The sequence below is a fragment of the Bradyrhizobium sp. CCBAU 53340 genome (genome assembly GCF_015291645.1).
Lineage (GTDB): Bacteria > Pseudomonadota > Alphaproteobacteria > Rhizobiales > Xanthobacteraceae > Bradyrhizobium.
Window position 1 is genome coordinate 7,015,987 of the sequence record NZ_CP030055.1, and the last position, 21,586, is coordinate 7,037,572.

The window sequence follows — 21,586 nt, forward strand, 5'->3', positions numbered from 1 at the left end:
ATCATATAGCGAGGGGCGGTCGCCGGAAAAGGCGCCGCCCCACCAAAAACAGATATTCCCCCGCACGGAACGCGGGAGAGAACGGGCCTTACGCCGTCTTGATCCAGACGGCCTTCACGTTGAGATACTCCTCGACATGCTGCTTGCCGGATTCGCGGCCGTAGCCGCTCATCTTGTAACCGCCGAACGGCACGGCCGGGTCCATCGCCTGGTAGCAATTCACCCATACCGAGCCGGCGCGCAGGCGCTTGGCGACCGCATGCGCCTTGGTGACGTCACGCGTCCACAGGCCGGAGCCGAGGCCGAAGGTGGTGTTGTTGGCACGTTTGACCAACTCGTCCATGTCCTTGAACGCGATCGCGGAGATGACGGGACCGAATATCTCCTCCTGTGCGATCCGCATGTTGTCCTGGACGCCCGCGAACACCGTCGGCGAGACGAAGAAGCCTTTTGACAATGCGCCTTCCGTAACGCGGCCGCCGCCGGCGAGCGCACGCGCACCTTCCTTCTGGCCGATGTCGAGATAACCGGTGACGCGATCGAGCTGCTGCTCGGAGACCAGCGGGCCGATCTGCACGTTGGGATCGAGACCGTTGCCGACCTGCAGCTTCTTGCCGAACTCGGCGACGCGGCCGACGAACTCCTCGTAGATCGCCTGCTCGACGAACAGGCGGGTGCCGGCGCTGCAGATCTGGCCGGAATTGGCGAACACCGCCATCGCCGCGCCCGGCACGGCCGCATCGAGATCGGCATCCGCAAACACGATATCAGGCGACTTGCCGCCGAGTTCGAGCGAGACGCGCTTGAGGTTGCCTGCCGAGGCACGGATGATCGACTGGCCCGTGACATGCGAGCCGGTGAAGGCGACCTTGTCGACGTCATGATGCGAGGCGAGCGCAGCGCCTGCAGTCTCGCCATACCCGGGCACGACGTTGACGACGCCGGGCGGAATGCCGGCCTCCATCGCGAGCTCGGCGATGCGCAGCGAAGTCAGCGGCGCTTCTTCCGCCGGCTTCAGCACCACGGTGCATCCGGTCGCGATCGCCGGGCCGATCTTCCAGATCGTCGCGGTGAGCGGACCGTTCCAGGGAATGATGGCGCCGACGACGCCGACCGGCTCCTTCAGCGTGTAGGAGAAGATCTCGCCGGGCAGCGAGTTCTCGATGGTCTCGCCGTGGATCGCGGTGGTCTGGCCGGCGTAATAGCGCAGCATGCCGACGGCGCGCAGGCGATAGGCGCGGGTGCGGCTGAGCGGCGCGCCCATGTCGAGCGTGTCGAGCTGCGACAATTCGTCGAAATTCTTCTCGACGAGGTCGGCGAGCCTCAGCAGCAGGTTCTGCCGCTCGAACGGCTTGACCTTGCTCCAGGAACCTTCGAAAGCGCGGCGGGCGGCGGCGACCGCACGATCGATGTCTTCCTTGTCGCCTTCGGCGACGGTCGCGAGCAGTTCGCCGGTGGCGGGATTATGGGTCTCGAAGCGCTTGCCGGAAGCGGCGTCGACCCACTTCCCGTCGATCAGCATCTGCTTGTAGGACCCGTTGGCGAACGGATGGCGCGTGATCGGAATAGCCTGCGACACAGCCATGTCTGCACTCCCTAGGTTTATGATTTTGATGGGCTCGATCTGGCCGGGATCGTTAAGTCAAACAGAATACAGCGCGGTCGGAAGAGCGTAAAGTCGGCGCGGAACGAAGCCCTGCCATGCCGACTTGTGCAGGGTCGCGCGAATGCCATGTTATAGCTCGACCAAGAGCAAGTCCTGGAGAACAGCCATGCCGCATCCTGTCATCACCAAGGGCAATGTCGCCGTGATTACCGGCGGCGCATCCGGCATTGGTTTCGCCGCGGCTATGGCATTCGCACGCGCCGGAATGAAGGTGTGCGTCGCTGACGTTGACGAGGGCCGGCTGACGGAGGCCGCAAAAAAACTGTCATCGATCGCAGGCGCCGCGAATGTGATGATATCAGCGGTCGATGTCAGCCGGATCGAGAGCGTGACGGAACTGGAACGTGCCGTGGGCGCGCACTTTGGCGGCACCGACCTGCTCATGAACAATGCCGGCATCCAGCCGGGCAGTTCACTGTTCGGCGTATCAGACAATTGGCAGCGCATCATCGGTGTCAACATGTGGGGCATCATCAACGGCACGCGCATCTTCGCACCGAACATGATCGCGCGCGGCAAGGCCGGATTGATCATCAACACCGGTTCCAAGCAAGGCATCACCACCCCGCCCGGCGATCCCGCCTACAATGTCTCCAAGGCCGGCGTGAAGGCGTTTACGGAAGCGCTCCAGCACGAGCTGCGCAACACGCCCGACTGTCACATCACCGCGCATCTCTTGATCCCCGGCTTCGTGTTCACAGGGCTCACCGCGAAGGGCCGCACCGAGAAACCGGCTGGCGCGTGGACGCCGGAACAGACGGTCGATTTCATGCTGACGCGGCTTGAAGCCGGCGATTTCTACATCCTCTGCCCGGACAATGACGTGCCGCGCGCGCTCGACGAGAAGCGCATGCTGTGGGCCGCCGGCGACATCGTCGAGAACCGCCCGCCGCTGTCGCGCTGGCATCCGGATTATGCGGATGCGTTCACGAAGTTCGTGAAGGGGAGTTAGGCGGGCACAGCTCTCTCACTCCCTCGCCCCGTTCTTACGGGGAGAGGGTGGGGTGAGGGGCTGCCTCCGCAAGCTGGATGTGAATAGCTAAGGTGGACTTCCGTAACCGGTCCCGGTGAAGTCGGTCAGCGTTTGATTGCGGTAACCGCGTGCCCGACCCCTCACCCGGATCGTTTCGGACGATGCTTCGCATCGCCGAGCGCGATCCGACCTCTTCCCGCAGAAGGGCGGGGAGAGGTAAGAAGCCTACAGCGTCTCTTGCTTGTGCCCGCAATTCTTGCAGGCGAACTTGACGCGGTTCTGGCCTTTTTCCGCCTGAACCCGGTTTGGCGCGCCGCATTTGCCGCAGACGGCCTCGATGCGGGTGGTGCCCTGCTTCACGACGATGGTCTTCTTTTCCATCGATTCGCGGATCAGGCGTTCAGCCTCTTCACGCAGGGATTGTTTCGACAAAGCTCATCTCCGCCACTGAAAGCGCGAGAGCCATATCCCACCTGCATTCGAATCTCAATCGGCAATACCGATCAGACCTCGACAATCACATAGGAGTCTTCGACACGTACCGGAAATGTCTCAGCCACATACGGCCCCTTCTGCAATTCGTCGCCGCGCTCCACCGCGACCGGATATGATCGAATCTTGAACCGTTTCGGGTCGAACCAGGACTGGCCGTTGCGCATGTCGAATTCCCAGCCGTGCCAGGGACAGCGCAGCATCTCGCCAACGCGCGAGCGCTCGTAGACGCCGGGCTCGGGCGAGGTCAGCCGCGCCACGCAGGCGGCTTTCTCCAGCGGCGCGCCTTCATGCGGACAGCGGTTCAACAGCGCGAAGTACTCGCCATTGACATGAAACACGACGATATCGCGGCCAGCCACATCGACGACCTTGTTGCCGCCGGGCGGGATCTCTGACGTCGATGCGACGATGTGACGAGCCATGGTGATCAGAACTTGTAGACCGCGCGGGCATTGGTGCTGAAGATCTTCTTCCGCTCGACTTCCGTGAGCGGTGTCTTGAAGGCGAAGCGCGGATCGTCGAAGTCCCAGTGCGGATAGTCCGACGAGAACAGCAGACGGTCGATGCCGACCCATTCGATCAGCGCACGCAGATGCCGCGCCTCGTCGGGCTCGTCGATCGGCTGGGTCGTGAACCAGAAGCTTTCGCGCACATATTCCGATGGCTTGCGCTTCAGATGCGGCACCTCGCTGCGGAACCGTTCAAAGTGCTGGTCCATGCGCCACACCGCCGAGGCAATCCAGCCGAAGCCGCCCTCGATGAAGACGATCTTCAGCTTCGGGAACCGCTCCGGCACGCCCTCGATCACGAGGCTGGCAAGCTGCGCCGCGATGGTGTGTGCGTTCGACTGGTGCTCCTCGACATAATAAGACGGCCAGCCGCCGCCGGTCGGCGCGTGGCCGCCATAGCCGCCGACATGGATGCCGAGCGGCAAATCCAGCGCCTGCGCGCACTCGTAGATCGGCCAGTAGCGGCGGCGGCCGAGCGGCTCGTTGGCGCGCGGCGAGACGTTGATCTGGATGTACTCGCCGATCTTGGCGCAGCGCTCGATCTCGGCAATCGCAAGGTCAACGCCATCCTGCCCGACCAGGATCGAGGCCTTCAGGCGCGGATCCCTGTGCGACCAGAACGCCAGCTGCCAGTCATTGATGGCGCGCTGGATCGCGGCGCCGAACTCGAGATTCTGCTGCGAGAAGATGAAGAGATCGAGCACCTGCAGGATTCCGAACTCGACATCGAGCGGATCGAGATGCTGCTTCTGCATGAAAGCGAGATCAGAGCCGGGCGGCCCGCCCGTCGGCGGCCAGGCATCGCGCCGCGCGATCAGTGGCGAGGAGCGCGGATAGGGCGTCGTGAACAGGTACGGCGTGCGTAGATGGCTGCCATATTCCTTCAGGTGTTGCTGCCATCGCCTCGGCAGGAACTCGTTGAGATCGTCCGTCGAGCGCAGGCTCGGATGGACGTCGCAATCGACGATGCGCAGCCTTGATGCTGCGGGCTTCTCGTCGTCGCGCAGCGGACGGTCGATGACTTCACTCATGCGGTCCTCCAAGCTTTTTGTTTGCGCATGATCTTATCGGAAAATCGGTGCCCACTTTTCCGGATCATGCGCTAGTTCAACGACAACCGCGGAAACGTCTCCAGCGGATTGTCGACGCACATCTTGTCGATAATGCTCTTCGGCAGATGCGGCGGGATCGGATCGTCGCCGTCGAACTGCCAGTGCGGATAGTCGGACGCGAACAGGAACATCTTGTCCGAGCCGATCTGATCGATGATCTCCTCGACGCTTTTGGCGTCGCCGGGCGCATCGAACGGCTGCATGGTGACGCGGAAATTGTCGCGGACGATCGATGCAGGCTCGCGCTCGACCCAGGGCACCTCGACGCGGACGCCGCGCCAGGTCTTGTTGGCACGCCACATGAAGGCTGGCAGCCAGCTCACGCCTGATTCCATCAGCACGACCTTCAGGTTCGGAAACTTGCCGAACACCCCCTCGTAGATCAGGCTCAAAATCTGCGCCTGAAACGCCTGGGCTTCGACGAAATAAGATTCGTAGCGATACGACGGCCAGCCGGCAGAGCTCGGCGCCTGCCGATATTGCGTGCCGGCATGGATGGCGAGCGGCAGCTTGTATTTCTCGGCGAGCTGATAGACCGGCCAGAAGTGCCGCCGGCCCAGCAAGGTCTCGCCCTGTGCCAGCACCAGGATGGAGACGAACCTGTGGTCGCCGGCGCGGCGCTCGATCTCCTCGACCGCGAGATCCGGCGCCTGCATCGGCACCACGATCGAGGCGCGCAGACGCGGGTCGCGCGACAGCCATTCGGCGGCGATCCAGTCGTTGATGGCTTTGCAGAAATCGGCGGCCATATAGGCGTCGAACACGGCCTGCGCGCCATAGAGCACGTTGAGGATCGCGTGGCTCGCGCCGAGCTGGTCGAACGCGCCCTTCTGCACCATGGCGAGGTCAGAGCCCGGCCTGGCACCATTGGCCGGCCGCCAATCGGCGCGTCCGGTGAGCGGCATGCTCGGCGGATAGGAGGTGAGATCGAGGCCGTCGATGGCGCGGCTCACCACCTGCTCTTTCCAGTGATCGCTGAGATAGGGAAGCAGCGTCGTGCGCGTGCCACCAACCGCCGGATGGATGTCGCAGTCGATCCGCGTCACCGCCATGGATGCTTTCCTCGCGTCATCTTCTTGGCGGTGTTCTCGGCACCGCCTGCGCAGAGTGCGCCGGGCTGCGCCGACGCGCAAGACCGCGGACCTGCGCGATCCGTCATGGCTCGGTTGCATTTCGCAGACGCGATATGAAGTCAGGCCGTCATGATCAAAATGCGCTGCACCAGCGCGATCGCGGTCTCGGTGGCAGGATCGGCCGAGGTTACGGGAACCGCGAGCGCGAGGATATCGACAGGGTCGGATGAGAGTACGACGAGATGCGTCGCGCTGACCGCGGCCATCAGCGACGCGAGCCGCTCCGCCGCCGGATCGATCGGCAAATGTCCCCACGGCGCATCCGCGCGCCGGAGCACGCGGTGGCTCGCAAGGCGGTTGCGCAGCAAGAGCGGATCGTAGGCCGCAAGTTCGTCCTCGCGATAGCGTCTCGCGCTCTCGAACAGCGGGTGACGCAGCAGCTCGGCGATGAGCTGGTCCCGCGTGGTCGCCGGCGAGATCGCAACCGAGCTCAGCACGCCCGGCGCACGGGATTCGAGGAAGGACCGCAAGGTATCGGTCATCAAGCCGATGGCCAGCACACCTGACACGGCGATAGCGCAGAACCGCATCACCTGCGCCGCGTCGACGTCGGGCGCAACGAAGGCCGCAGCGAGCCCGAGCAGCGTCGAGCTCACCAGCCGGAGCACGGTGAGCAGCACCGCGTGCCAGCGCGCCTCGCCACTGCTGCCGGCGATCAGCATGGCGGTGACCACGAGCAGCGCGCCGAGCGCACCCAGCTTGACCGGCATATCAGGCATCAACGCGCCGAAATCGGTGACGATGAAGGGCAGCACGACGACGGCGCCGATGGTCATGCGATCGACGGCGCGGTTCTCCGAGGCCATCAGCGAATGGCGGTCGCGGGTTGCGAGCAGGAAAGCGCAGGCCGCGAACCCGGCGAGCTGGAACAGCGCCAGCGCGATGGCGTAAGGCGTATCGAAACGTTCGAGCCCCAACGCGCCGCCAAGGCCGAGCACCACGGCGCCGACGATCACCGCAAGCTTGATGGCTCGGGGCGCGTGCCGCCGCAGCATTCCTTCGGTCACGATCAGCGCGCCAAAGGGAATGGCCGCAGCGGGAATCACCGAGAGGTCGTCGAGCAGGCTGCTTCCCGTCAGCCACGCGGCGCTTCGCACCAGAAACAGCAATGCAACGATGCCGAGCGCGATCAGGAAGCGCCCGGTCAACGGGCTCCGCGCGTCGCGGCGATGAAGCGCCAGCATGGCGACGACGAGCCCGATCACGCCGCAGCCATTGACGATCGCGTTTGCTATTACGGCTGAAGTCATCGGCCACGCTCCTGCCGGGGCCGCAACGAGCCGAACGTCCTGTCATCGTCGAGCCAGTGCACGACCGGCAGCACCAGCCGTTGCAATCCCAGGAACAGGGAAGCAAGCAGCAGGCCGGGCAGCGAGCGATGCGGCACCTGCTCGAACAGATAGGCGCGCGCAGCGGCAAGATCGACGCGGCCGATCTGGAGCACATCGTCGCCGCGCGCGTAGTTCAGCTCACGGGCGCAGAATTCGGCATATTGCGGATCGCGATGTTTTGGCGCCTCGTCGAACGTCTTTTTCAGCGCGTCGGAGCCGCCAGTATAAGCGTCCGTGATCACGAACCGGCTTTCGTCGAAGCCGGCCTCGTCGCCGACGCCGAACACGCCGCGATGCTGCCGCATGATGCCGCGGCCGAGCTGAAGGTGGGCAAAGCTCTGGCGCGCCTCGGGACGCGGCGACGGATAAACATCGGAGAAGGTCTCGGTGACCATGCCGACCACTGACGGCACCTGGGTTACGTTGGAGATCCAGCGTGGGCGCAGGCCGTCGCGCAGGAACATTACAAGCGTGGTCAGGCCGTAAAGCACCCATGACAGCCCCTGCCCGCGCGCATCGGGATCGACCATCACGAGCCCGAGATGGGTGACATCGACGGGCGCGCCGTCGAGCTCGACCTGCATCACCGAGAGCGCGTTGAACGCGACGGGGCGTCCGCTTTGTTCCTCGGAGACCAGGGTGACGATGGCGCGGCAGAGACGGTCGCGTTCGCCGGAGAAGATGCCGTAGGTCAGTTCATTCGCCGGCAGCGTCTTGGCTGCGACGATGCGGAGCTGCGCGACCAGTTGGTCAAGCTCCTCCTGCGGCAGAGACAGGCCGGGACTCTCGACGATGCGGGTCACGTGCCCGGGATGGGTGCGCAAGGCGAGATCGATGGTCGGCTGGGCGAAGGCCTTGAGCCAGAATGAGGCATAGCCGGGCAGCCGTCCGGCGGCCTCGCGCAGATGTTGCCAGCTCCGTGTGCTCCCAGCGTCTGCCATTCCCGCCTGCCCGTGATCGGAGAGGTTTGTCGCGTAAGGCGATTAAGGAGCGATGATCACCGTTTCGCGCGCCGGTTGCAGGGTAAAGGATGTCTTTCGGCGGCCGAGGCAAATGACCGGAAATGTGCCAGGGCGGCGGATGAACCGTCCGCCGCCCGCTCCGACATGGTCTCCGCTCAAGCGGCTTTCGAGACCTCCATCAACAGCCGCTCGGCCTTGGCGTCCTCGATGCGGTTCACAAGGCGGCTGCTCTCGTGGTTGTCACGCACGGTCTTGGTCAGGGTGACGCAGGTCTGGATCAGCATCACGATGCCCATGGTGAGATAGCCCTTCATCCAGAGGTCGATCGGCAGGAAGAAGACGCCGAGGGCGACGAGGAAGGCGGAGGCTGCGAAGGACGCGTAAGTGAAGGTCACCCAGGCGCTGCTGTGGGGTTGGCCGTTCTGGTTCATGATCGTCTCCTGTTGGTTCTGATGTTTGATGGGTTCGTGATCAGGCAGTCGGTGTGCGCTTGGACTTCAACCGCGCCAGCACGTCGTCTGCGGTCGTCTTGAGCCGGGGGCCAAAGCCCTGCTCGGCGAGTTTCTCGGCCGTGGCGAGCGGACCGGTGGCGGCATCAAGCTCGACCAGCGCGTCATCGGCGGCCTGGGCCTCGATCTGCCGATCGCGCAGACGCCTCAAGGTGCTCTCGGCCTCCGGCAGCGTGGATTCGTAAGGACGCGCTGCCTCGATTCCGCTGCGGCGAAGCGAGCGCACCGCTTCCGAGGCGCGGGCGACACGGCGGCCACGATCGAGCTCGGTGATGCGCGCCTGCGCGTTTGCGACGTGGCGCTTTAACCTGATGATCTCGGTCGCGAACAGCGCGCGGGCCGTCAGCGCCGCATCGCGGTCGGCTTCGAGTCCTGCGATGGATTCCGCAGCCTCCTTGGCGAGATCCTCGCGGCCACCGTCGAGCGCCGCGACCGCGCGGGTCTCGAGATCGGCGATGCGGGCGACTGTGGCCTCGAGCTTGCGGCCTTCCTGCTGGTCCTGCGCAATCGCCAGAGCCAGCGTCCGCTTGCTGCGTTCGACGGCTGCGGCCGCATCGCGCATCTGCTGGTCGAGGATCAGAAGGGCCGTGCGGTCCTCCAGCTCCTCGCCGGCGGCGGCGACGCTGCCGCGAAAAAGTGTGACGACGGTCTTGAACATTGGCTGCTCCCTGTTATGAGCATTGCTCACAGATGTTTTGTAGCATATCTTGAACATCGCTCAAGAGAAATTTGAGCAACGCTCATGAATTTGGTTAACAAATGACTAAAGCCTTGGAACGTCGAGAGAAACTTCGAGCTGACCTGATCCGGTCAGCCGAGCGGATGATCGCCGAACGGGGACTGGCGGGGCTGAAGACGCGCGATCTCGCCCGCGAGATCGGCTGCGCCAATGGCGCCGTCTACAATCTCGTCGCTGACGTGGACGAGCTGATCCTTCGTGTCGGCTCGCGCACGCTGCTCCGGCTTGATGCGGCGCTGAGCGCGGCGGAAAGCGCCGGCCCTTCCTCGCCACAGGAGACGCTGGTCCGCATCGCGATCGCCTATTGCGATTTCGCCGCGGAGAATCTCCAGCTCTGGCGTGCGCTGTTCGAACATCGCATGGAAGCCGACAAGATCGTCCCCGACTGGTCGATCGACGATCAGATGCAATTGTTCAGGCACATCTACGTGCCGCTCGCCGCGCTGTTCCCCAAGCGCAGTCCTGAGGAGCTCGGCATCACCGCCCGCAGCCTGTTCTCGGCGGTGCACGGCATGGTGGCGCTCGGCCTGGAGCAGAAGCTGGTCGCCGTACCGCTGCCGGCGCTGCGCAAGGAAATCGCCGGCCTCGTGCGCGCGATGATCGACGGATTGATCGCGCGGGCGGCGTAGCGCCGCGAGGGCGTCAGCGAGCCGAGGGCAATGGCTGACTAAAATTTCGCCTGTCACATCGCGACCGGCGCGCTTAGCCTTCGTGTTTCCTTGTCTCCTCCCTCTCCTTTCGGAGTTCCCATGTCCCTCCTCATCCGCGGTGGCACCGTCGTCAATCACGATTATTCGCGTCGTGCCGACGTGCTGATCGAGGGCGACAGCATCGCCGCTGTCGGCGCATCGATCCCGGCGCCGACAGGTTGCGAGATCATCGACGCCGGCGGCGCCTATGTCATCCCGGGTGGCATCGACCCGCACACCCATCTCGAAATGCCGTTCATGGGCACCGTCACTGCCGACGATTTCGAATCCGGCACGAAAGCGGCGCTCGTCGGCGGCACCACAATGGTGGTGGATTTTTGCCTGCCCGATCCCGGCCAGTCGATGCTCGCGGCCTATCAGGAGTGGCGGCGCAAATCCGAGAAGGCGGCTTCCGACTACGGCTTCCACATGGCGGTGACGTCGTGGTCGAAGCAGATCTATGACGAGATGGAGACCGTGGTCAAAACCTACGGCATCAACACCTTCAAGCACTTCATGGCCTACAAGGGCGCGCTGATGGTGAACGACGACGAGCTCTACAACTCGTTCGCACGCTGCGCCCATCTCGGCGCGATGCCGGTCGTGCATGCGGAAAACGGCGACGTCGTCGCGCTGATGCAGGAAGCACTGATCGCACGCGGCGTCACCGGCCCCGAAGGCCACGCCTATTCACGGCCGCCGGAAGTCGAGGGCGAGGCCGCCAACCGTGCCATCATGATCGCAGATATGACGGGCACGCCCGTCTATATCGTGCACACCAGCTGCCGCGAGGCGCATGAAGCGATCGCGCGGGCACGCGCCGCGGGCAAACGCGTCTTTGGCGAACCGCTGATCCAGCATCTGCTGCTCGATGAGGGTGAATATCAGAGCAAGGACTGGGATCATTCGGCGCAACGCGTGATGTCGCCACCGTTCCGCGACAAGTCGCATCAGGACAGTCTGTGGGCCGGCCTGCAATCAGGCTCACTGCAAGTGGTCGCAACAGACCACTGCGCCTTCACGACCGAGCAGAAGCGGTTCGGCCTCGGCGATTTCAGGAAGATCCCGAACGGCACCGGCGGCCTCGAAGATCGCCTGGCGCTGCTGTGGACCGCCGGCGTCGCCACGGGGCGGCTGACCAAGGAAGAGTTCGTTGCGGTCACCTCGGCGAACATCGCCCGCATCCTCAACATCTATCCCCGCAAGGGCGCGGTCGCTGTCGGCTCGGATGCGGATGTCGTGGTGTGGGATCCGAAGGCGACAAAGACCATCAGCGCGAAGCGGCAGATGAGCCGGATCGACTACAATGTGTTCGAAGGCTTTGCCTGCACCGGCGGTCCGGCCGTGACGCTCTCGCGCGGTCGTATCGTGTGGAAGGATGGCGATCTGCGCGCTGAGGCGGGCGACGGCCACTATGTCGAGCGTCCGGCCTTCTCGCCGGTCCATGTCGCCAACTCGACCTGGAAGGAGCTGACCACCCCGCGCGCCGTTGCACGCGGAGCGGTCACGCCGTAGCGACTCAAGCCGCCTTGTCGGCCCGCAACCGGTCGAGCACTGGCAGCAACTCGGACGGATCGGGGCGGTGTGTGTAGTCCGGGTTCACTTCCGCATAGGCAATGATCCCGTCACGGCCGACGACGTAGCGCGCGGGCATCGGCAGCACCCACTCGGGATTGTCGTTGAACGTCGGCAAGTCGTTCTTGAAGGACTTGTAGAGCGAGACGAGATCGGCGGGTAGTGCGAAGCGGATGCCGAAGGCATCGGCGATTTCGCTCCTGGCGTCACTCAGGATCGGGAACGACAGCTTGTTGTCGCGCTCGGATTTGCGGCTGTTCGGCGCAGTCTGTGGCGAGATCGCAACGAGGCTGGCACCGCGCGCAGAGATTTCAGGCAAGGCCTCCTGGAGCGCCTGGAGCTCGAGGTTACAGTACGGGCACCAGACGCCGCGATAGAACGACACGACCAGCGGCCCCTTCGCCAGCAGGTCGCGCGAGGCGACCGGCTTGCTGTCGGGATCCTTCAGGATGAATTCCGGCGCGACGTCGCCGGCCTTTTTGGCGCGCTGCGCCTGGCCGCTTGCGGTCAGCTCCGCGGTCGCGCGGTGCATCGTGTCCAATGCCTCCTTGGTCGGCTTGAGCGGGAAGCGGCCGCCTTCGAAATCGGCTTTGAAAGCATCGAGTTTGTCTTGCAGGGCCATGGGAAAACTCCATCGGTTGGACGTTGGCCCGCTCTATCTGGATCATTTGGAAATAAAGGGGTATACGGTTCCAGCGGACAACATTTATTTGGATCTCAAATGAGTGACCGGCTTCAGGAATTGGCCGTGTTCGTGCGCGCGGCGGAGAGCGGCAGCTTTTCAAAGGCCGCGCGCGAGCTTGGCCTGTCGCAGCCTTCGGTGTCGCGCATCATCGGTGAATTGGAGAGCCGGCTCGGCGTCAAGCTGCTGCTGCGCACCACGCGCCGCATCACCGTGACTGATGCCGGCGCATTGTTTCTCACTCGCGCGCGTGAAGTCTTGGCCGACATCGAGGATGCCGAGGACGCCGCGCGCGGCGTCGACTCCTTGCGCGGGACGCTGCGCATCACGATGCCCATCATGTACGGCACAAGGCACATCATCCCGCGCTTGCCGAAATTCCTTAAGCTACATCCTCTGCTGCGCATCGAGTTGTCTGTCGCAGACGAGCGGCAAAACCTCGTTGTCGAAGGCACCGACGTCGCCATTCGCCTCGGCCCGCTCGACGACTCCGGCTTTGGCGCACGGAAGCTCGCGTCTCTGCCGCGCTTTCTCGCCGCGGCGCCGTCCTACCTTGCCGAACGCGGCACCCCAAAAACACCAGCCGACCTCGCTTCGCATGACTGCATCTTCGGTCCCGGCCTGTTCGGCCGCACCACGTGGTCGTTCACCCGCAACGGCGCAGAGACTTCGGTCGATGTCCGCGGCCGCGTCACCACCGATTCCGGCCCCGGCGTGTTCGCAAGTGTGCTGGCCGGGCTCGGCATTGCGATGACCTCGCCGGTGATGGCCGGCCCCGAGATCGCGACGGGCGCGCTGGTGCCCGTGCTGAAGAACTACATGCTCGCGCCGGTTGACGTATACGCCGTCTTTCCCGCGGGTCCGCGCCCCTCGACCAAGGTGCGTGCTCTGGCCGACTTCCTGGCTGGAGAGTTGAGATAGGCCGCACTTGGCTCAGCCCAACGGAAAGGCATGGACGAGCCGCGCTGCGCTCGCACCCAGCATGGCCGCATCGAGCTTGCCCTGCCGCGATCCATCGAGGGCACATCCAAATATCCGGTAGAATTGCGCGCCGTCATAGGCGACCAGCAACAGATCGACGCCGGCATTGATGGCCTCGACCACGGCCTTGCAGACGTCATGCTGATAGATTGCCCCCATCACGAGATCGTCGGTCATCACCACGCCCTGGTACTTCCAGGTGTCGCGGATGATGCCTTGGACGACGCGCTTGGAATGCGAGGCAGCCCGGTCCGGATCCACCGCCGTAAGCGTCACATGTCCGACCATCAGCGCACTGTGCGACTGCGACAGCACTTCGCGGAATGGCAGCCAGTCGGTCGCTTCCAGCTCCTTGACCGGCGTATTGAGGTCGGCGCTGAAATGATGGGTATCGGTGCGCACGCGGCCGATACCCGGGAAATGCTTGAGCGTGGCGCCGACGCCGGATTCTTCCAATCCCCGCACGTAAGCAGTGGCGATCGTGCTGACGACAGCCGGATCGGTGGCAATCGCCCGCTGGCCGATCAGCGTGTGGAAGTCGAGGCGGTTGCGCCGCTGCGGCGGTTTGAGATCGAGCACCGGTGCGAGATTGAGATTGACGCCAAGACCGGCGAGCTCGCCGCCGTGGATCCGGCCGAACTCTTCTGCTTTGGCCTGCTGGTCATCGGGCGCAAGTCCGGCGAGCGTCGCCAGCGCCGGCACCTTTGTCAGCGGCGGCGCGAGATGTCCGACGATGCCGCCCTCCTGGTCCGCCGCGACGATCAATGGCGGCAGGCCTGCTGCACGCCTGGCGTCCTGCAAGGCCGCGATCTCGGCTCGCAGCGCATCGACCGTCCGGCCGCGGATGTTGTGCCGGGTGACGTAGATGCCGCCGATCAGGCCCTGCTCGGTCAGGCGCGCGACCGCGGGAAATGACGAATAGCCGACCATGAAGTGTGGGCCGAGCTGACGCGCCTCGGTCACGCTGGCGCTGAGGACATCGTGCTTGCGCAGCTCGAAACTGAGATGTGCCACCGCCATCAGCATCGGCGGCAGGCACCAGAGCACAACGAGCAGCCTGCCGGAGAGGCTGTGCCAGCACCCGCGGCGAAGCAGCAGAGTGGCAATCGCGACGCTTGCGATGACAAGCGCGACGTTTCCAACGCCGCGCAGCGGGACCAGATAAGGATCGTTCTTGTTCGCGGCCGCGAATGCAACGAGAGGCGCGGCAGACCAGAGCAGGATGAGACCGATACGACGGAGGAATTGCATGATGCATCGCGTCCGAGCAGTGGTGGATGCTTCGCACCTATCAAAGCAATTCACGTGGCGCGAGAGACAAAAGCGCGCCTGCACGAAATCTGCAAAAGACTCCTGAAACCGTGCAGACCTCGATCCCGACTTCTGCACGAGGGCCATGCAGATTTCGAGCTGCCACCCATCACGAAAGGTCATTTGGACATGACGAGTCTGGCTTCGACGATCGCGGATGACATCCGGCCAACAGGGCATTCATCGATTCCAGCCAAAGTCGGCCTCGCACTGGCGCTGGCCGCGCTCGCGGACTGGCTATTCTATGGAGAGCGAATTGGGCTGTCGCTTTCGCTTTTCGCGATCGCGACCGCCTGCGTATCGGCGCTGTTCAATCACGCGGTAATGGATTTGCGTCGCGCTTTGACCAGCGCGGCCATTCTCGTCGCAGGCCTCGTGCCTGCCGTCGAGGAGCTCAATCCGCTGTCGTTCCTGATCCTTGTCGCCGCACAGCTGCTGGCCCTGCTGCTCGCGACCAATCCTGAGACGATCGAATTCGCTGACCGCGCCCGGGCGCTGCGCAATTTCGTCCTGACCGGCCCGCTCAGGTTCTTCCCCGATGTCCTCCAGATCTTCAACATGTCGGCCTTCACCCGCGGCATCGCACTCTGGCTTCTGCCGGCGGTGCTTGGTACCGTCTTTGTCGCGCTGTTCGCGGCGGCCAATCCGGTGATCGAACAATGGGTGTCTCTGCTCAATCCAAAAATCATCCTCGACTATATCAGCGTCCCGCGCGTGCTGTTCTGGACCATGATGCTGGCGCTGGTCTGGCCGTTCATCCATGTGCGCTGGCGGCGCAGGAAGGTGGTCACCACGACCGATGTCGATGTCGCGGTGCCGCCGCTGCTCCCGCCCCTTGTCCCGGCCGAATTCCTCGGACCATCGACAATCCTGCGCTCGCTGATCCTGTTCAACCTGCTGTTCGCGGCGCAGTCCATTCTCGACGGACTCTATCTTTGGGGCCATGTCGCGTTGCCCGCCAACATGACCTACGCGGCCTACGCCCATCGCGGCGCCTATCCGCTGATCGCAACCGCGCTGCTGGCCGCTGCCTTCGTGCTGGTTGCGATGCGACCGGGCGGGGCCGCCGAGAAGTCCCGCGTGATCCGCCCGCTGGTCTATCTCTGGGTCGGGCAGAACCTGCTGCTGGTCGCCTCTTCGATTCTCCGGCTCGACCTCTATGTCGACATCTATATGCTGACCTATTGGCGCGTCGCGGCCTTCATCTGGATGGGGCTGGTGGCGCTGGGACTGCTCCTGATCACGGCGCGCATCGTGCTCAACCGGTCCAACCGCTGGCTTATCGGCGCCAATCTGATCGCGTTAACGATCGTGCTGTATGGCTGCTCGCTGGTGAACTTCGACGCACTTATCGCCGACTATAATGTCGCCCACAGTCGGGAAATCTCGGGCAGAGGCATGCCGATCGATACCCGCTATCTTGCGCAGCTCGGACCACAGGCCCTGCCCGCGATCGAGAGGATGATGCAGATTCGCGCCGACGGCACTCTTGTTGGATGCCACGATCGCCTTGTAGATACTCAGCGCATGGACATGGCCTGGCGGGCCTGGGGCTTGCGGAGCTGGCGGCTGCAACGCCGGCTGGAGGCCGAGGCCAGAGGCGAGTCCGGCGGTCAACCGGCCGGGTGAGCGGAGAGTTTCCTTGGCGCATCGCATTCTCATCGTCGACGACGAAGGCCACATCCGCGAGGTCATCCGCGTCGCCCTGAAGAAGGCCGGCATGGACGTGATCGAGGCCCGCGACGGCAAGGAGGCGCTGCTCCGCTATGCCGCCGACAGGCCCGACCTGATCGTGCTCGATATCGGCATGCCCGAGTTCGACGGCCTCGACGTCTGCCGCGAGATCCGCAAGGTCTCCGACGTGCCGATCCTGTTCCTGTCGGCCCGCGACGAGGAGATCGACCGCATCCTCGGCCTCGAGATCGGCGGCGACGACTATGTGACGAAGCCGTTCAGCCCACGCGAGCTGGTGGCGCGGGTCAATGTCATTCTGCGCCGCCTCACCCCCCGCAATGGCGAGGCCAAGGCCAGCCTCGCGGCGCTGTCGCAAGGCGGGCTCTTGATCGACCCCGAGCAGCATGTCGCGACCTTCGCCGGCACGCCGCTGAAGCTGACTGCGATCGAGTTCGGCATCTTGCGGGCGTTCCTGACCCGGCCGACCTCGGTGTTCAACCGCGAGCAGCTGATGCGGGCGGCCTATCAGCTCAACATCCAGGTCTCCGACCGCACCATCGACAGCCACATCCGCAACATCCGCGCCAAGCTCGCCGCGCTGGCTTGCGACAACGTGATCGAGACCATCCACGGCGTCGGCTTCAAGCTCGGCCGCTGCGAGAAAGAGGCATGAGGGCTGCGCCCGACAAATGGCGGCCGTCGCTCGCCCTCGTGATCTTCGCGGTGCTCGCAACCGTCGCCGTGCTGCCGCTGGTCGGCCTGTTCTTCTTCCGCCTCTACGACAACCAGCTGATCCGCCAGACCCAGGCCGAGCTGATCGCCCAGAGCCGCGTGCTGGCGACGATCTATGCGCAGGAGGTCACGGCACGGCTCGACAGCGGCCTGACGCTCGGCGCCGAGGTACCGCCGAACGTGCTGCCCGATCCGGGCGACCAGATCACGCCGATCCGCCCCGCGCTCGACCTCACCGCCAACGATTTGCTGCGACGGCGGCCGGACGCGTTGCCCGCGACTCAGCCACCGCAGCAGGGTTACGTCGAGATCGGCGCAAAGCTGACGCCGATCATCCGCGAGACGCAGAAGGTGACGCTGGCAGGCTTTCGCATCCTCGATCCCCAGGGCGTCGTGATCGCCGGGCGGCAGGAGGTCGGCCAGTCGCTCGCCCATATCGAGGAAGTGGCGGACGCGCTGCACGGGCAGTATCGCGCGACGTTGCGCAACCGCGTGCCCGACAAACCGCCGCCGCCGATCTATTCCATCAGCCGCGGGCTTGGCGTGCACGTGTTCTCGGCCATGCCCGTCATCGTCAATAACCGCGTCGCGGGGGTGATCTACACCACGCGGACGCCGAGCAACATCTTTGACCATCTCTACCAGGAGCGGGCCAAGTTCGTGCTGGCGGGGCTTGCGGTGATCCTCGGCACGATCGCGATCGGCCTCGTGTTCTCGCGCACCATCACGCTGCCGATGCGCGAGCTGATCGAGCGCGCGGCGCGGATCAGAAGCGGCGACCGCGAGGCGTTCCAGCCGCTCAAGCATTATGGCACGCGCGAGTTCGCGCAACTCTCGCACAGCTTTCTCGGCATGGCCGAGCAGCTCGCGCGGCGCTCCGACTATATCGCGACGTTCTCGGCCCATCTCACCCATGAGCTGAAATCGCCGCTGACCTCGATCAAGGGCGCGGCCGAGCTGTTGCAGGATTCGTTTCAAGGCAAGGCCGAGGGCCTGACGCCATCGGAGCAGCGAACCTTCATCGCCAACATCCTGTCCGACACGCAGCGGCTGGAGGCGATGGCGCAGCGGCTGCGGGAGCTCGCCCGCGCCGAAAGCCTGCCGCAGAACGAACGCACCGAGCTCGCCCCCGTCATCGCCGATCTCAGGAGCCGGTTTCCGACGAGCTCAATCGAGGCCAGCGGCAACCTCGACCGGGCGATCGGCATGTCCGGCGAGAAGGCGCTGATCGTGCTGTCGCATCTCGCCGACAACGCGATGCGGCACAAGGCTGGGACGATCAGGCTGGAGGCGGTGGACGAGCGGACGACGTTGCGCCTGACGGTGAGCAATGACGGCGAGTCGATCTCGGCGCCGAACCGCGACAGGGTATTTGACGCTTTCTTCACGACCCGGCGCGATCAGGGTGGTACCGGGATGGGGCTCGCGATCGCGCGCGCGGTGATGGCGAGCCATGGCGGCTCGATCAAGCTCGTGCCGACGGACGCCGGCGCGGCCTTCGAGCTTCAGTTTCCAGTCGCCTAGATCGCAAACACCCAGGCGGCGACGATGGTGCCGATGGTAACGAGACCGGCGATGGTCCAGCCGGCAGCATATTCCAGTTCAGGATGACCGGTCGCCCGCATGATCTCTGCCGGGTCGGCGGTATGCTTCTCTGCCATGACAGCCTCGCACGTTGTTCCCCGTGTCATGGATAAGTCGCACCAGCCGCCTTAAGGTTCCGTCACGGACGCGCGAGCGACGAAAAAGTCGAAAACAACCCCATGCACAGTAGAACGGCCGCCCTGGCATAAGGCGGGGGTCGCGCCGCACAACCATTTGACGTTGCGCGGCAAACCAGCCGTCCTGCGCGATCGCCACGCAACCTGTCTCTTGCGCCGCAAAAATCCGATGGCGTGCTAGAGTTGATCCCACGCCACATGGCAGGAGGGAAGCATGGCCGACGACAAGACCAAGCGGAGCGGACTGGACCGCAAGCTGATTGCGCTCACCGAGACATACGAGGTCGCCTACTGGTCGAAGAAATTCAAGGTGACGCCGGCCAAGCTGAAATACGCCGTCAAGAAGGTCGGCCATTCCGCACGCAAGGTCGAGGACTACATCAAGCTTCAGAAGCACCGCGCCGCCGACAAGAGCCGGATCGCACTGAGCGAAGCCTATGAGGTCCGCTACTGGTCGAAGAAGTTCAAGATCACGCCGGCGAGGCTGAAGGCCGCCGTCGCCGCCGCCGGTCATTCCGCCAAGAAGGTCGAAGCATATCTGACCGCCCGGAAGACGGCGAAGAAGAAGAAGGCAGCGAAGAAGACTGCAAAGAAGAAGACGTCCGCTTCGCGGAAGAAAGCCGCCTGACACCTCGGACACCTATCCAACCAGCGCGACACATCCGCCGGCGTGCAACGCGCGCGCATGCACGCGCGACGATTGCGATGAGCCAACTACGTCAGATCGATTGGCTCATCGCTAAGGCGTGGCTTCCGATAAGCTGACGCAATTGTGAGACGCGCACGACGCGATCGGCTTTGCCGCATCAGCATCCCGCTGCTAGGATGCATCGCGTCGTTTTACTATTTTAGGTTTGATCTATTTCATGCCGGCTTTTTCGGCCGGCACGCTGCGATCCATTTTCGAACACCTGAACAGTTTCGAACCAACAGGACCCGCGTCCGCAATCTCACTTTTCCAGCGCGCCACCCCCGTACAAGGAGGAAATACTATGTCCCCTAGTGCAACACCCCGCATGGTCGAACTTCCCAACAGCGTCCATCAACTGCCGACAGGCTCGAAGGCGATGCGCCGAACCAACGGCCAGCGCTGGATCGAGCTGACGCTCGGCGTCAAGCGATCCGCCGACCTGCCAGACCTGTCGGAGCTCGACAACAAGCTCCCGAAGGCGCGCAAATACATGACGCGCGAGCAGCTCGCGAGCCAATACGGCTCCGACCCCAAGGCCATCAAGTCGATCGAGGATTTCGCCAAGGCGCATAAGCTCGTCGTCACCCGCAACGAGCCCGCTGCCGCGCGGCTCGGAATCGCCGGAACAGTCGACGACGTCAGCGACGCCTTCGGCGTCACGCTGTTCGACTATTCCCATCCGAAGCTCGGCGACTTCCACGCCCGCACCGGCCCGGTGCATGTCCCGGCTGAAGTTGGCGATGCCATCACCGGCGTATTCGGCCTCAACAACCATCGTGTGCTCCACCGCTCACGTCATTCGGCGACCAGCGCGAAGCCGGATTTCGCAAGCTCGGTGCGGCACTGGTTCGTTCCGACCGAGCTCGGCGCCATCTACGGCTTCCCCAAGGTCGATGCCAGCAAGCAATGCATCGGTCTGCTCGAGTTCGGCGGCGGCGTGGAGACACCCGATGTCGCGGCCTATTTCGCCAAGATCGGCGTTCCCGCGCCGGAGGTTGCCGTCATCGCGATCGACGGCGTCTCGACCGACCCGGCCGGCGATCCTGAATCGACCGGTGAAGTGATGCTTGATGTCGACGTCGCCGGCGCGCTCGGCGGCGGCGCCAGGATCGCCACCTATTTCTCGACGTTTGACGAGAAGGGTCTGGTCGATTGTCTCGCCAAGGTCGTCAGCGATTCCGTCAATGATCCCTCCGTCGTCTCGATCAGCTGGGGCTGGGACGAGAACCAGGCCTTCAACAACAGCGGCGTGATCTGGTCACCGGCGGCGATCGACCATTGCAACCATAGCTTCCTTGCGGCCGCCCATCTCGGCATCACCTTCTGCGTCTCGACCGGCGATGACGGCTCGGAAGCGCAGATGCAGGACGGACGGGCGCATGTGAACTTCCCCGCCACCAGCCCCTATGTGCTGGCGGTGGGCGGAACGACGCTGCATGCGCGCGCAAACGCCAAGAAGCAGGTGCAGATCACCGAGACCGTCTGGAATGACGGACCAGGCAGCGGCACCGGCGGCGGCGTCAGCGACATCACGCCGGTCCCGAGCTGGCAGCAGGGCATCGTGCCGAAGTCGATCAATCCCAGGCATTTTGCGGGACGCGCGATTCCCGACGTCGCGGCCAACGCCGATCCGGCCACGGGCTATCTGACGATGTCGGGCGGCAAGCTCGGCATTGTCGGCGGCACCAGCGCCTCCGCGCCGCTCTGGGCGAGCCTGATCGCCCGGATCAATGCCGCGATCGGCGCACGATCCGGCAATTTCAACGCGCTGCTCTATTCCAAGTTCGGGCCATCAGGCGTACTGCGCGACATCACCGTCGGTAACAACGACACCGACGGCCTGCTCGATGGACAATACAAGGCAGGTCCGGGATGGGATGCCTGCACCGGCTGGGGCGTGCCTGACGGCGGCAAGCTGCTCGCGGCGCTCCAGGGTGGCCCCTCCAGTTAGCCAATACGGCCTGGTGCAGGCAGGCGATCGCCTGCCTGCACCAGATCTCGATGCCTGGCCACGTGGGTACGCTTTCAGAAGACGTTGCGTGCCGCGCTAGCTATGGCGGCGGACATGATAGATCGGCTAGGTTGCTTGGGGACCTTGTGG

Annotated in this window: 21 protein-coding genes; 9 read left to right on the forward strand and 12 right to left on the reverse strand. The window is 64.2% G+C overall.

What is annotated here, in order from left to right; all coding sequences use genetic code 11:
- Positions 1 to 88 precede the first annotated feature (88 nt).
- Entirely contained in the window at positions 89 to 1,585 is a 1,497-nt protein-coding gene (locus XH89_RS33240) for an aldehyde dehydrogenase family protein (protein WP_194464512.1), read from the reverse strand.
- Positions 1,586 to 1,772: 187 nt separating this feature from the next.
- Here XH89_RS33240 and XH89_RS33245 point away from each other — a divergent pair, with 187 nt between their 5' ends.
- Positions 1,773 to 2,618, forward strand: a complete 846-nt coding sequence (locus tag XH89_RS33245; protein ID WP_194464513.1) for an SDR family NAD(P)-dependent oxidoreductase — start codon at positions 1,773 to 1,775, stop codon at positions 2,616 to 2,618.
- A 246-nt stretch (positions 2,619 to 2,864) separates the two neighbouring features.
- On the opposite strand, the gene XH89_RS33250 is transcribed toward XH89_RS33245, so the two are convergent.
- From XH89_RS33250 to XH89_RS33285, 8 genes are all read right to left on the reverse strand, one after another.
- Positions 2,865 to 3,071, reverse strand: a complete 207-nt coding sequence (locus tag XH89_RS33250) for a hypothetical protein (RefSeq protein ID WP_194464514.1) — start codon at positions 3,069 to 3,071, stop codon at positions 2,865 to 2,867.
- Between the two features lie 71 nt (positions 3,072 to 3,142).
- Entirely contained in the window at positions 3,143 to 3,556 is a 414-nt protein-coding gene (locus XH89_RS33255; RefSeq protein WP_194464515.1) for a Rieske (2Fe-2S) protein, read from the reverse strand.
- A 5-nt stretch (positions 3,557 to 3,561) separates the two neighbouring features.
- A complete protein-coding gene (locus XH89_RS33260; protein WP_194464516.1) occupies positions 3,562 to 4,674 on the reverse strand; it encodes an amidohydrolase family protein in 1,113 nt (370 codons plus the stop codon).
- A 71-nt stretch (positions 4,675 to 4,745) separates the two neighbouring features.
- Positions 4,746 to 5,807: an amidohydrolase family protein gene (locus tag XH89_RS33265; RefSeq protein ID WP_194464517.1), complete on the reverse strand. Its 1,062-nt coding sequence runs from the start codon at positions 5,805 to 5,807 to the stop codon at positions 4,746 to 4,748.
- A gap of 140 nt (positions 5,808 to 5,947) precedes the next feature.
- Complete coding sequence (locus XH89_RS33270; protein ID WP_194464518.1) at positions 5,948 to 7,138, reverse strand: hypothetical protein; 1,191 nt, start codon at positions 7,136 to 7,138, stop codon at positions 5,948 to 5,950.
- Positions 7,135 to 8,160, reverse strand: a complete 1,026-nt coding sequence (locus tag XH89_RS33275) for a hypothetical protein (RefSeq protein ID WP_194464519.1) — start codon at positions 8,158 to 8,160, stop codon at positions 7,135 to 7,137. Before XH89_RS33275 ends, XH89_RS33270 begins: the two co-directional genes overlap by 4 nt.
- A 176-nt stretch (positions 8,161 to 8,336) precedes the next feature.
- Positions 8,337 to 8,612: a YiaA/YiaB family inner membrane protein gene (locus XH89_RS33280; RefSeq protein WP_194464520.1), complete on the reverse strand. Its 276-nt coding sequence runs from the start codon at positions 8,610 to 8,612 to the stop codon at positions 8,337 to 8,339.
- Positions 8,613 to 8,652: 40 nt separating this feature from the next.
- On the reverse strand, positions 8,653 to 9,348 hold the full coding sequence (locus XH89_RS33285; RefSeq protein ID WP_194464521.1) for a PspA/IM30 family protein: 696 nt from the start codon (positions 9,346 to 9,348) through the stop codon (positions 8,653 to 8,655).
- A 101-nt stretch (positions 9,349 to 9,449) separates the two neighbouring features.
- Here XH89_RS33285 and XH89_RS33290 point away from each other — a divergent pair, with 101 nt between their 5' ends.
- Both XH89_RS33290 and hydA read left to right on the forward strand, forming a co-directional pair.
- Positions 9,450 to 10,058 carry a TetR/AcrR family transcriptional regulator gene (locus tag XH89_RS33290; protein ID WP_194464522.1) on the forward strand — a complete coding sequence of 203 codons (609 nt, stop codon included), beginning with the start codon at positions 9,450 to 9,452 and terminating at the stop codon, positions 10,056 to 10,058.
- A 120-nt stretch (positions 10,059 to 10,178) separates the two neighbouring features.
- Entirely contained in the window at positions 10,179 to 11,633 is a 1,455-nt protein-coding gene (gene hydA / locus XH89_RS33295; protein ID WP_194464523.1) for a dihydropyrimidinase, read from the forward strand.
- Between the two features lie 4 nt (positions 11,634 to 11,637).
- On the opposite strand, the gene XH89_RS33300 is transcribed toward hydA, so the two are convergent.
- The gene (locus XH89_RS33300; protein ID WP_194464524.1) at positions 11,638 to 12,315 is read right to left on the reverse strand and encodes a peroxiredoxin-like family protein; all 678 of its coding nucleotides are present in this window, start codon (positions 12,313 to 12,315) and stop codon (positions 11,638 to 11,640) included.
- A gap of 99 nt (positions 12,316 to 12,414) precedes the next feature.
- On the opposite strand from XH89_RS33300, the gene XH89_RS33305 reads away from it, so the two are divergent.
- Positions 12,415 to 13,296, forward strand: a complete 882-nt coding sequence (locus tag XH89_RS33305; protein WP_194464525.1) for a LysR family transcriptional regulator — start codon at positions 12,415 to 12,417, stop codon at positions 13,294 to 13,296.
- 12 nt (positions 13,297 to 13,308) lie between these two features.
- Here XH89_RS33305 and XH89_RS33310 read toward each other — a convergent pair whose 3' ends face one another.
- A complete protein-coding gene (locus XH89_RS33310) occupies positions 13,309 to 14,607 on the reverse strand; it encodes a glycoside hydrolase family 3 protein (protein ID WP_194464526.1) in 1,299 nt (432 codons plus the stop codon).
- Between the two features lie 189 nt (positions 14,608 to 14,796).
- Here XH89_RS33310 and XH89_RS33315 point away from each other — a divergent pair, with 189 nt between their 5' ends.
- The 3 genes from XH89_RS33315 to XH89_RS33325 are packed head-to-tail and all read left to right on the forward strand — an operon-like array spanning position 14,797 to position 18,597.
- A complete protein-coding gene (locus XH89_RS33315) occupies positions 14,797 to 16,296 on the forward strand; it encodes a DUF4173 domain-containing protein (RefSeq protein WP_194464527.1) in 1,500 nt (499 codons plus the stop codon).
- Positions 16,297 to 16,309: 13 nt separating this feature from the next.
- Positions 16,310 to 17,014, forward strand: coding sequence for a response regulator (locus XH89_RS33320; RefSeq protein WP_194464528.1), 705 nt, complete (start codon positions 16,310 to 16,312; stop codon positions 17,012 to 17,014).
- On the forward strand, positions 17,011 to 18,597 hold the full coding sequence (locus XH89_RS33325) for an ATP-binding protein (protein ID WP_194464529.1): 1,587 nt from the start codon (positions 17,011 to 17,013) through the stop codon (positions 18,595 to 18,597). Before XH89_RS33320 ends, XH89_RS33325 begins: the two co-directional genes overlap by 4 nt.
- On the opposite strand, the gene XH89_RS33330 is transcribed toward XH89_RS33325, so the two are convergent.
- Positions 18,594 to 18,734: a hypothetical protein gene (locus XH89_RS33330; RefSeq protein WP_007597071.1), complete on the reverse strand. Its 141-nt coding sequence runs from the start codon at positions 18,732 to 18,734 to the stop codon at positions 18,594 to 18,596. The two genes, XH89_RS33325 and XH89_RS33330, sit on opposite strands and share 4 nt — an antisense overlap.
- Before the next feature lie 274 nt (positions 18,735 to 19,008).
- Here XH89_RS33330 and XH89_RS33335 point away from each other — a divergent pair, with 274 nt between their 5' ends.
- Complete coding sequence (locus tag XH89_RS33335) at positions 19,009 to 19,422, forward strand: DUF3606 domain-containing protein (RefSeq protein WP_194464530.1); 414 nt, start codon at positions 19,009 to 19,011, stop codon at positions 19,420 to 19,422.
- 364 nt (positions 19,423 to 19,786) lie between these two features.
- A complete protein-coding gene (locus XH89_RS33340; protein WP_194464531.1) occupies positions 19,787 to 21,436 on the forward strand; it encodes a protease pro-enzyme activation domain-containing protein in 1,650 nt (549 codons plus the stop codon).
- The last annotated feature ends 150 nt before the right edge of the window (positions 21,437 to 21,586 follow it).

What these genes read in the sequence shown, in the direction of transcription:
- XH89_RS33275 (WP_194464519.1), bottom strand. Translation starts at nt 8,160, where the DNA reads ATGGCAGACGCTGGGAGCACACGGAGCTGGCAACATCTGCGCGAGGCC.
- XH89_RS33240 (WP_194464512.1), bottom strand. Translation starts at nt 1,585, where the DNA reads ATGGCTGTGTCGCAGGCTATTCCGATCACGCGCCATCCGTTCGCCAAC.
- XH89_RS33340 (WP_194464531.1), top strand. Translation starts at nt 19,787, where the DNA reads ATGTCCCCTAGTGCAACACCCCGCATGGTCGAACTTCCCAACAGCGTC.
- XH89_RS33325 (WP_194464529.1), top strand. Translation starts at nt 17,011, where the DNA reads ATGAGGGCTGCGCCCGACAAATGGCGGCCGTCGCTCGCCCTCGTGATC.
- XH89_RS33315 (WP_194464527.1), top strand. Translation starts at nt 14,797, where the DNA reads ATGACGAGTCTGGCTTCGACGATCGCGGATGACATCCGGCCAACAGGG.
- XH89_RS33300 (WP_194464524.1), bottom strand. Translation starts at nt 12,315, where the DNA reads ATGGCCCTGCAAGACAAACTCGATGCTTTCAAAGCCGATTTCGAAGGC.
- XH89_RS33285 (WP_194464521.1), bottom strand. Translation starts at nt 9,348, where the DNA reads ATGTTCAAGACCGTCGTCACACTTTTTCGCGGCAGCGTCGCCGCCGCC.
- XH89_RS33330 (WP_007597071.1), bottom strand. Translation starts at nt 18,734, where the DNA reads ATGGCAGAGAAGCATACCGCCGACCCGGCAGAGATCATGCGGGCGACC.
- XH89_RS33255 (WP_194464515.1), bottom strand. Translation starts at nt 3,556, where the DNA reads ATGGCTCGTCACATCGTCGCATCGACGTCAGAGATCCCGCCCGGCGGC.
- XH89_RS33290 (WP_194464522.1), top strand. Translation starts at nt 9,450, where the DNA reads ATGACTAAAGCCTTGGAACGTCGAGAGAAACTTCGAGCTGACCTGATC.
- XH89_RS33245 (WP_194464513.1), top strand. Translation starts at nt 1,773, where the DNA reads ATGCCGCATCCTGTCATCACCAAGGGCAATGTCGCCGTGATTACCGGC.
- XH89_RS33310 (WP_194464526.1), bottom strand. Translation starts at nt 14,607, where the DNA reads ATGCAATTCCTCCGTCGTATCGGTCTCATCCTGCTCTGGTCTGCCGCG.
- XH89_RS33265 (WP_194464517.1), bottom strand. Translation starts at nt 5,807, where the DNA reads ATGGCGGTGACGCGGATCGACTGCGACATCCATCCGGCGGTTGGTGGC.
- XH89_RS33305 (WP_194464525.1), top strand. Translation starts at nt 12,415, where the DNA reads ATGAGTGACCGGCTTCAGGAATTGGCCGTGTTCGTGCGCGCGGCGGAG.
- hydA (WP_194464523.1), top strand. Translation starts at nt 10,179, where the DNA reads ATGTCCCTCCTCATCCGCGGTGGCACCGTCGTCAATCACGATTATTCG.
- XH89_RS33280 (WP_194464520.1), bottom strand. Translation starts at nt 8,612, where the DNA reads ATGAACCAGAACGGCCAACCCCACAGCAGCGCCTGGGTGACCTTCACT.
- XH89_RS33260 (WP_194464516.1), bottom strand. Translation starts at nt 4,674, where the DNA reads ATGAGTGAAGTCATCGACCGTCCGCTGCGCGACGACGAGAAGCCCGCA.
- XH89_RS33270 (WP_194464518.1), bottom strand. Translation starts at nt 7,138, where the DNA reads ATGACTTCAGCCGTAATAGCAAACGCGATCGTCAATGGCTGCGGCGTG.
- XH89_RS33335 (WP_194464530.1), top strand. Translation starts at nt 19,009, where the DNA reads ATGGCCGACGACAAGACCAAGCGGAGCGGACTGGACCGCAAGCTGATT.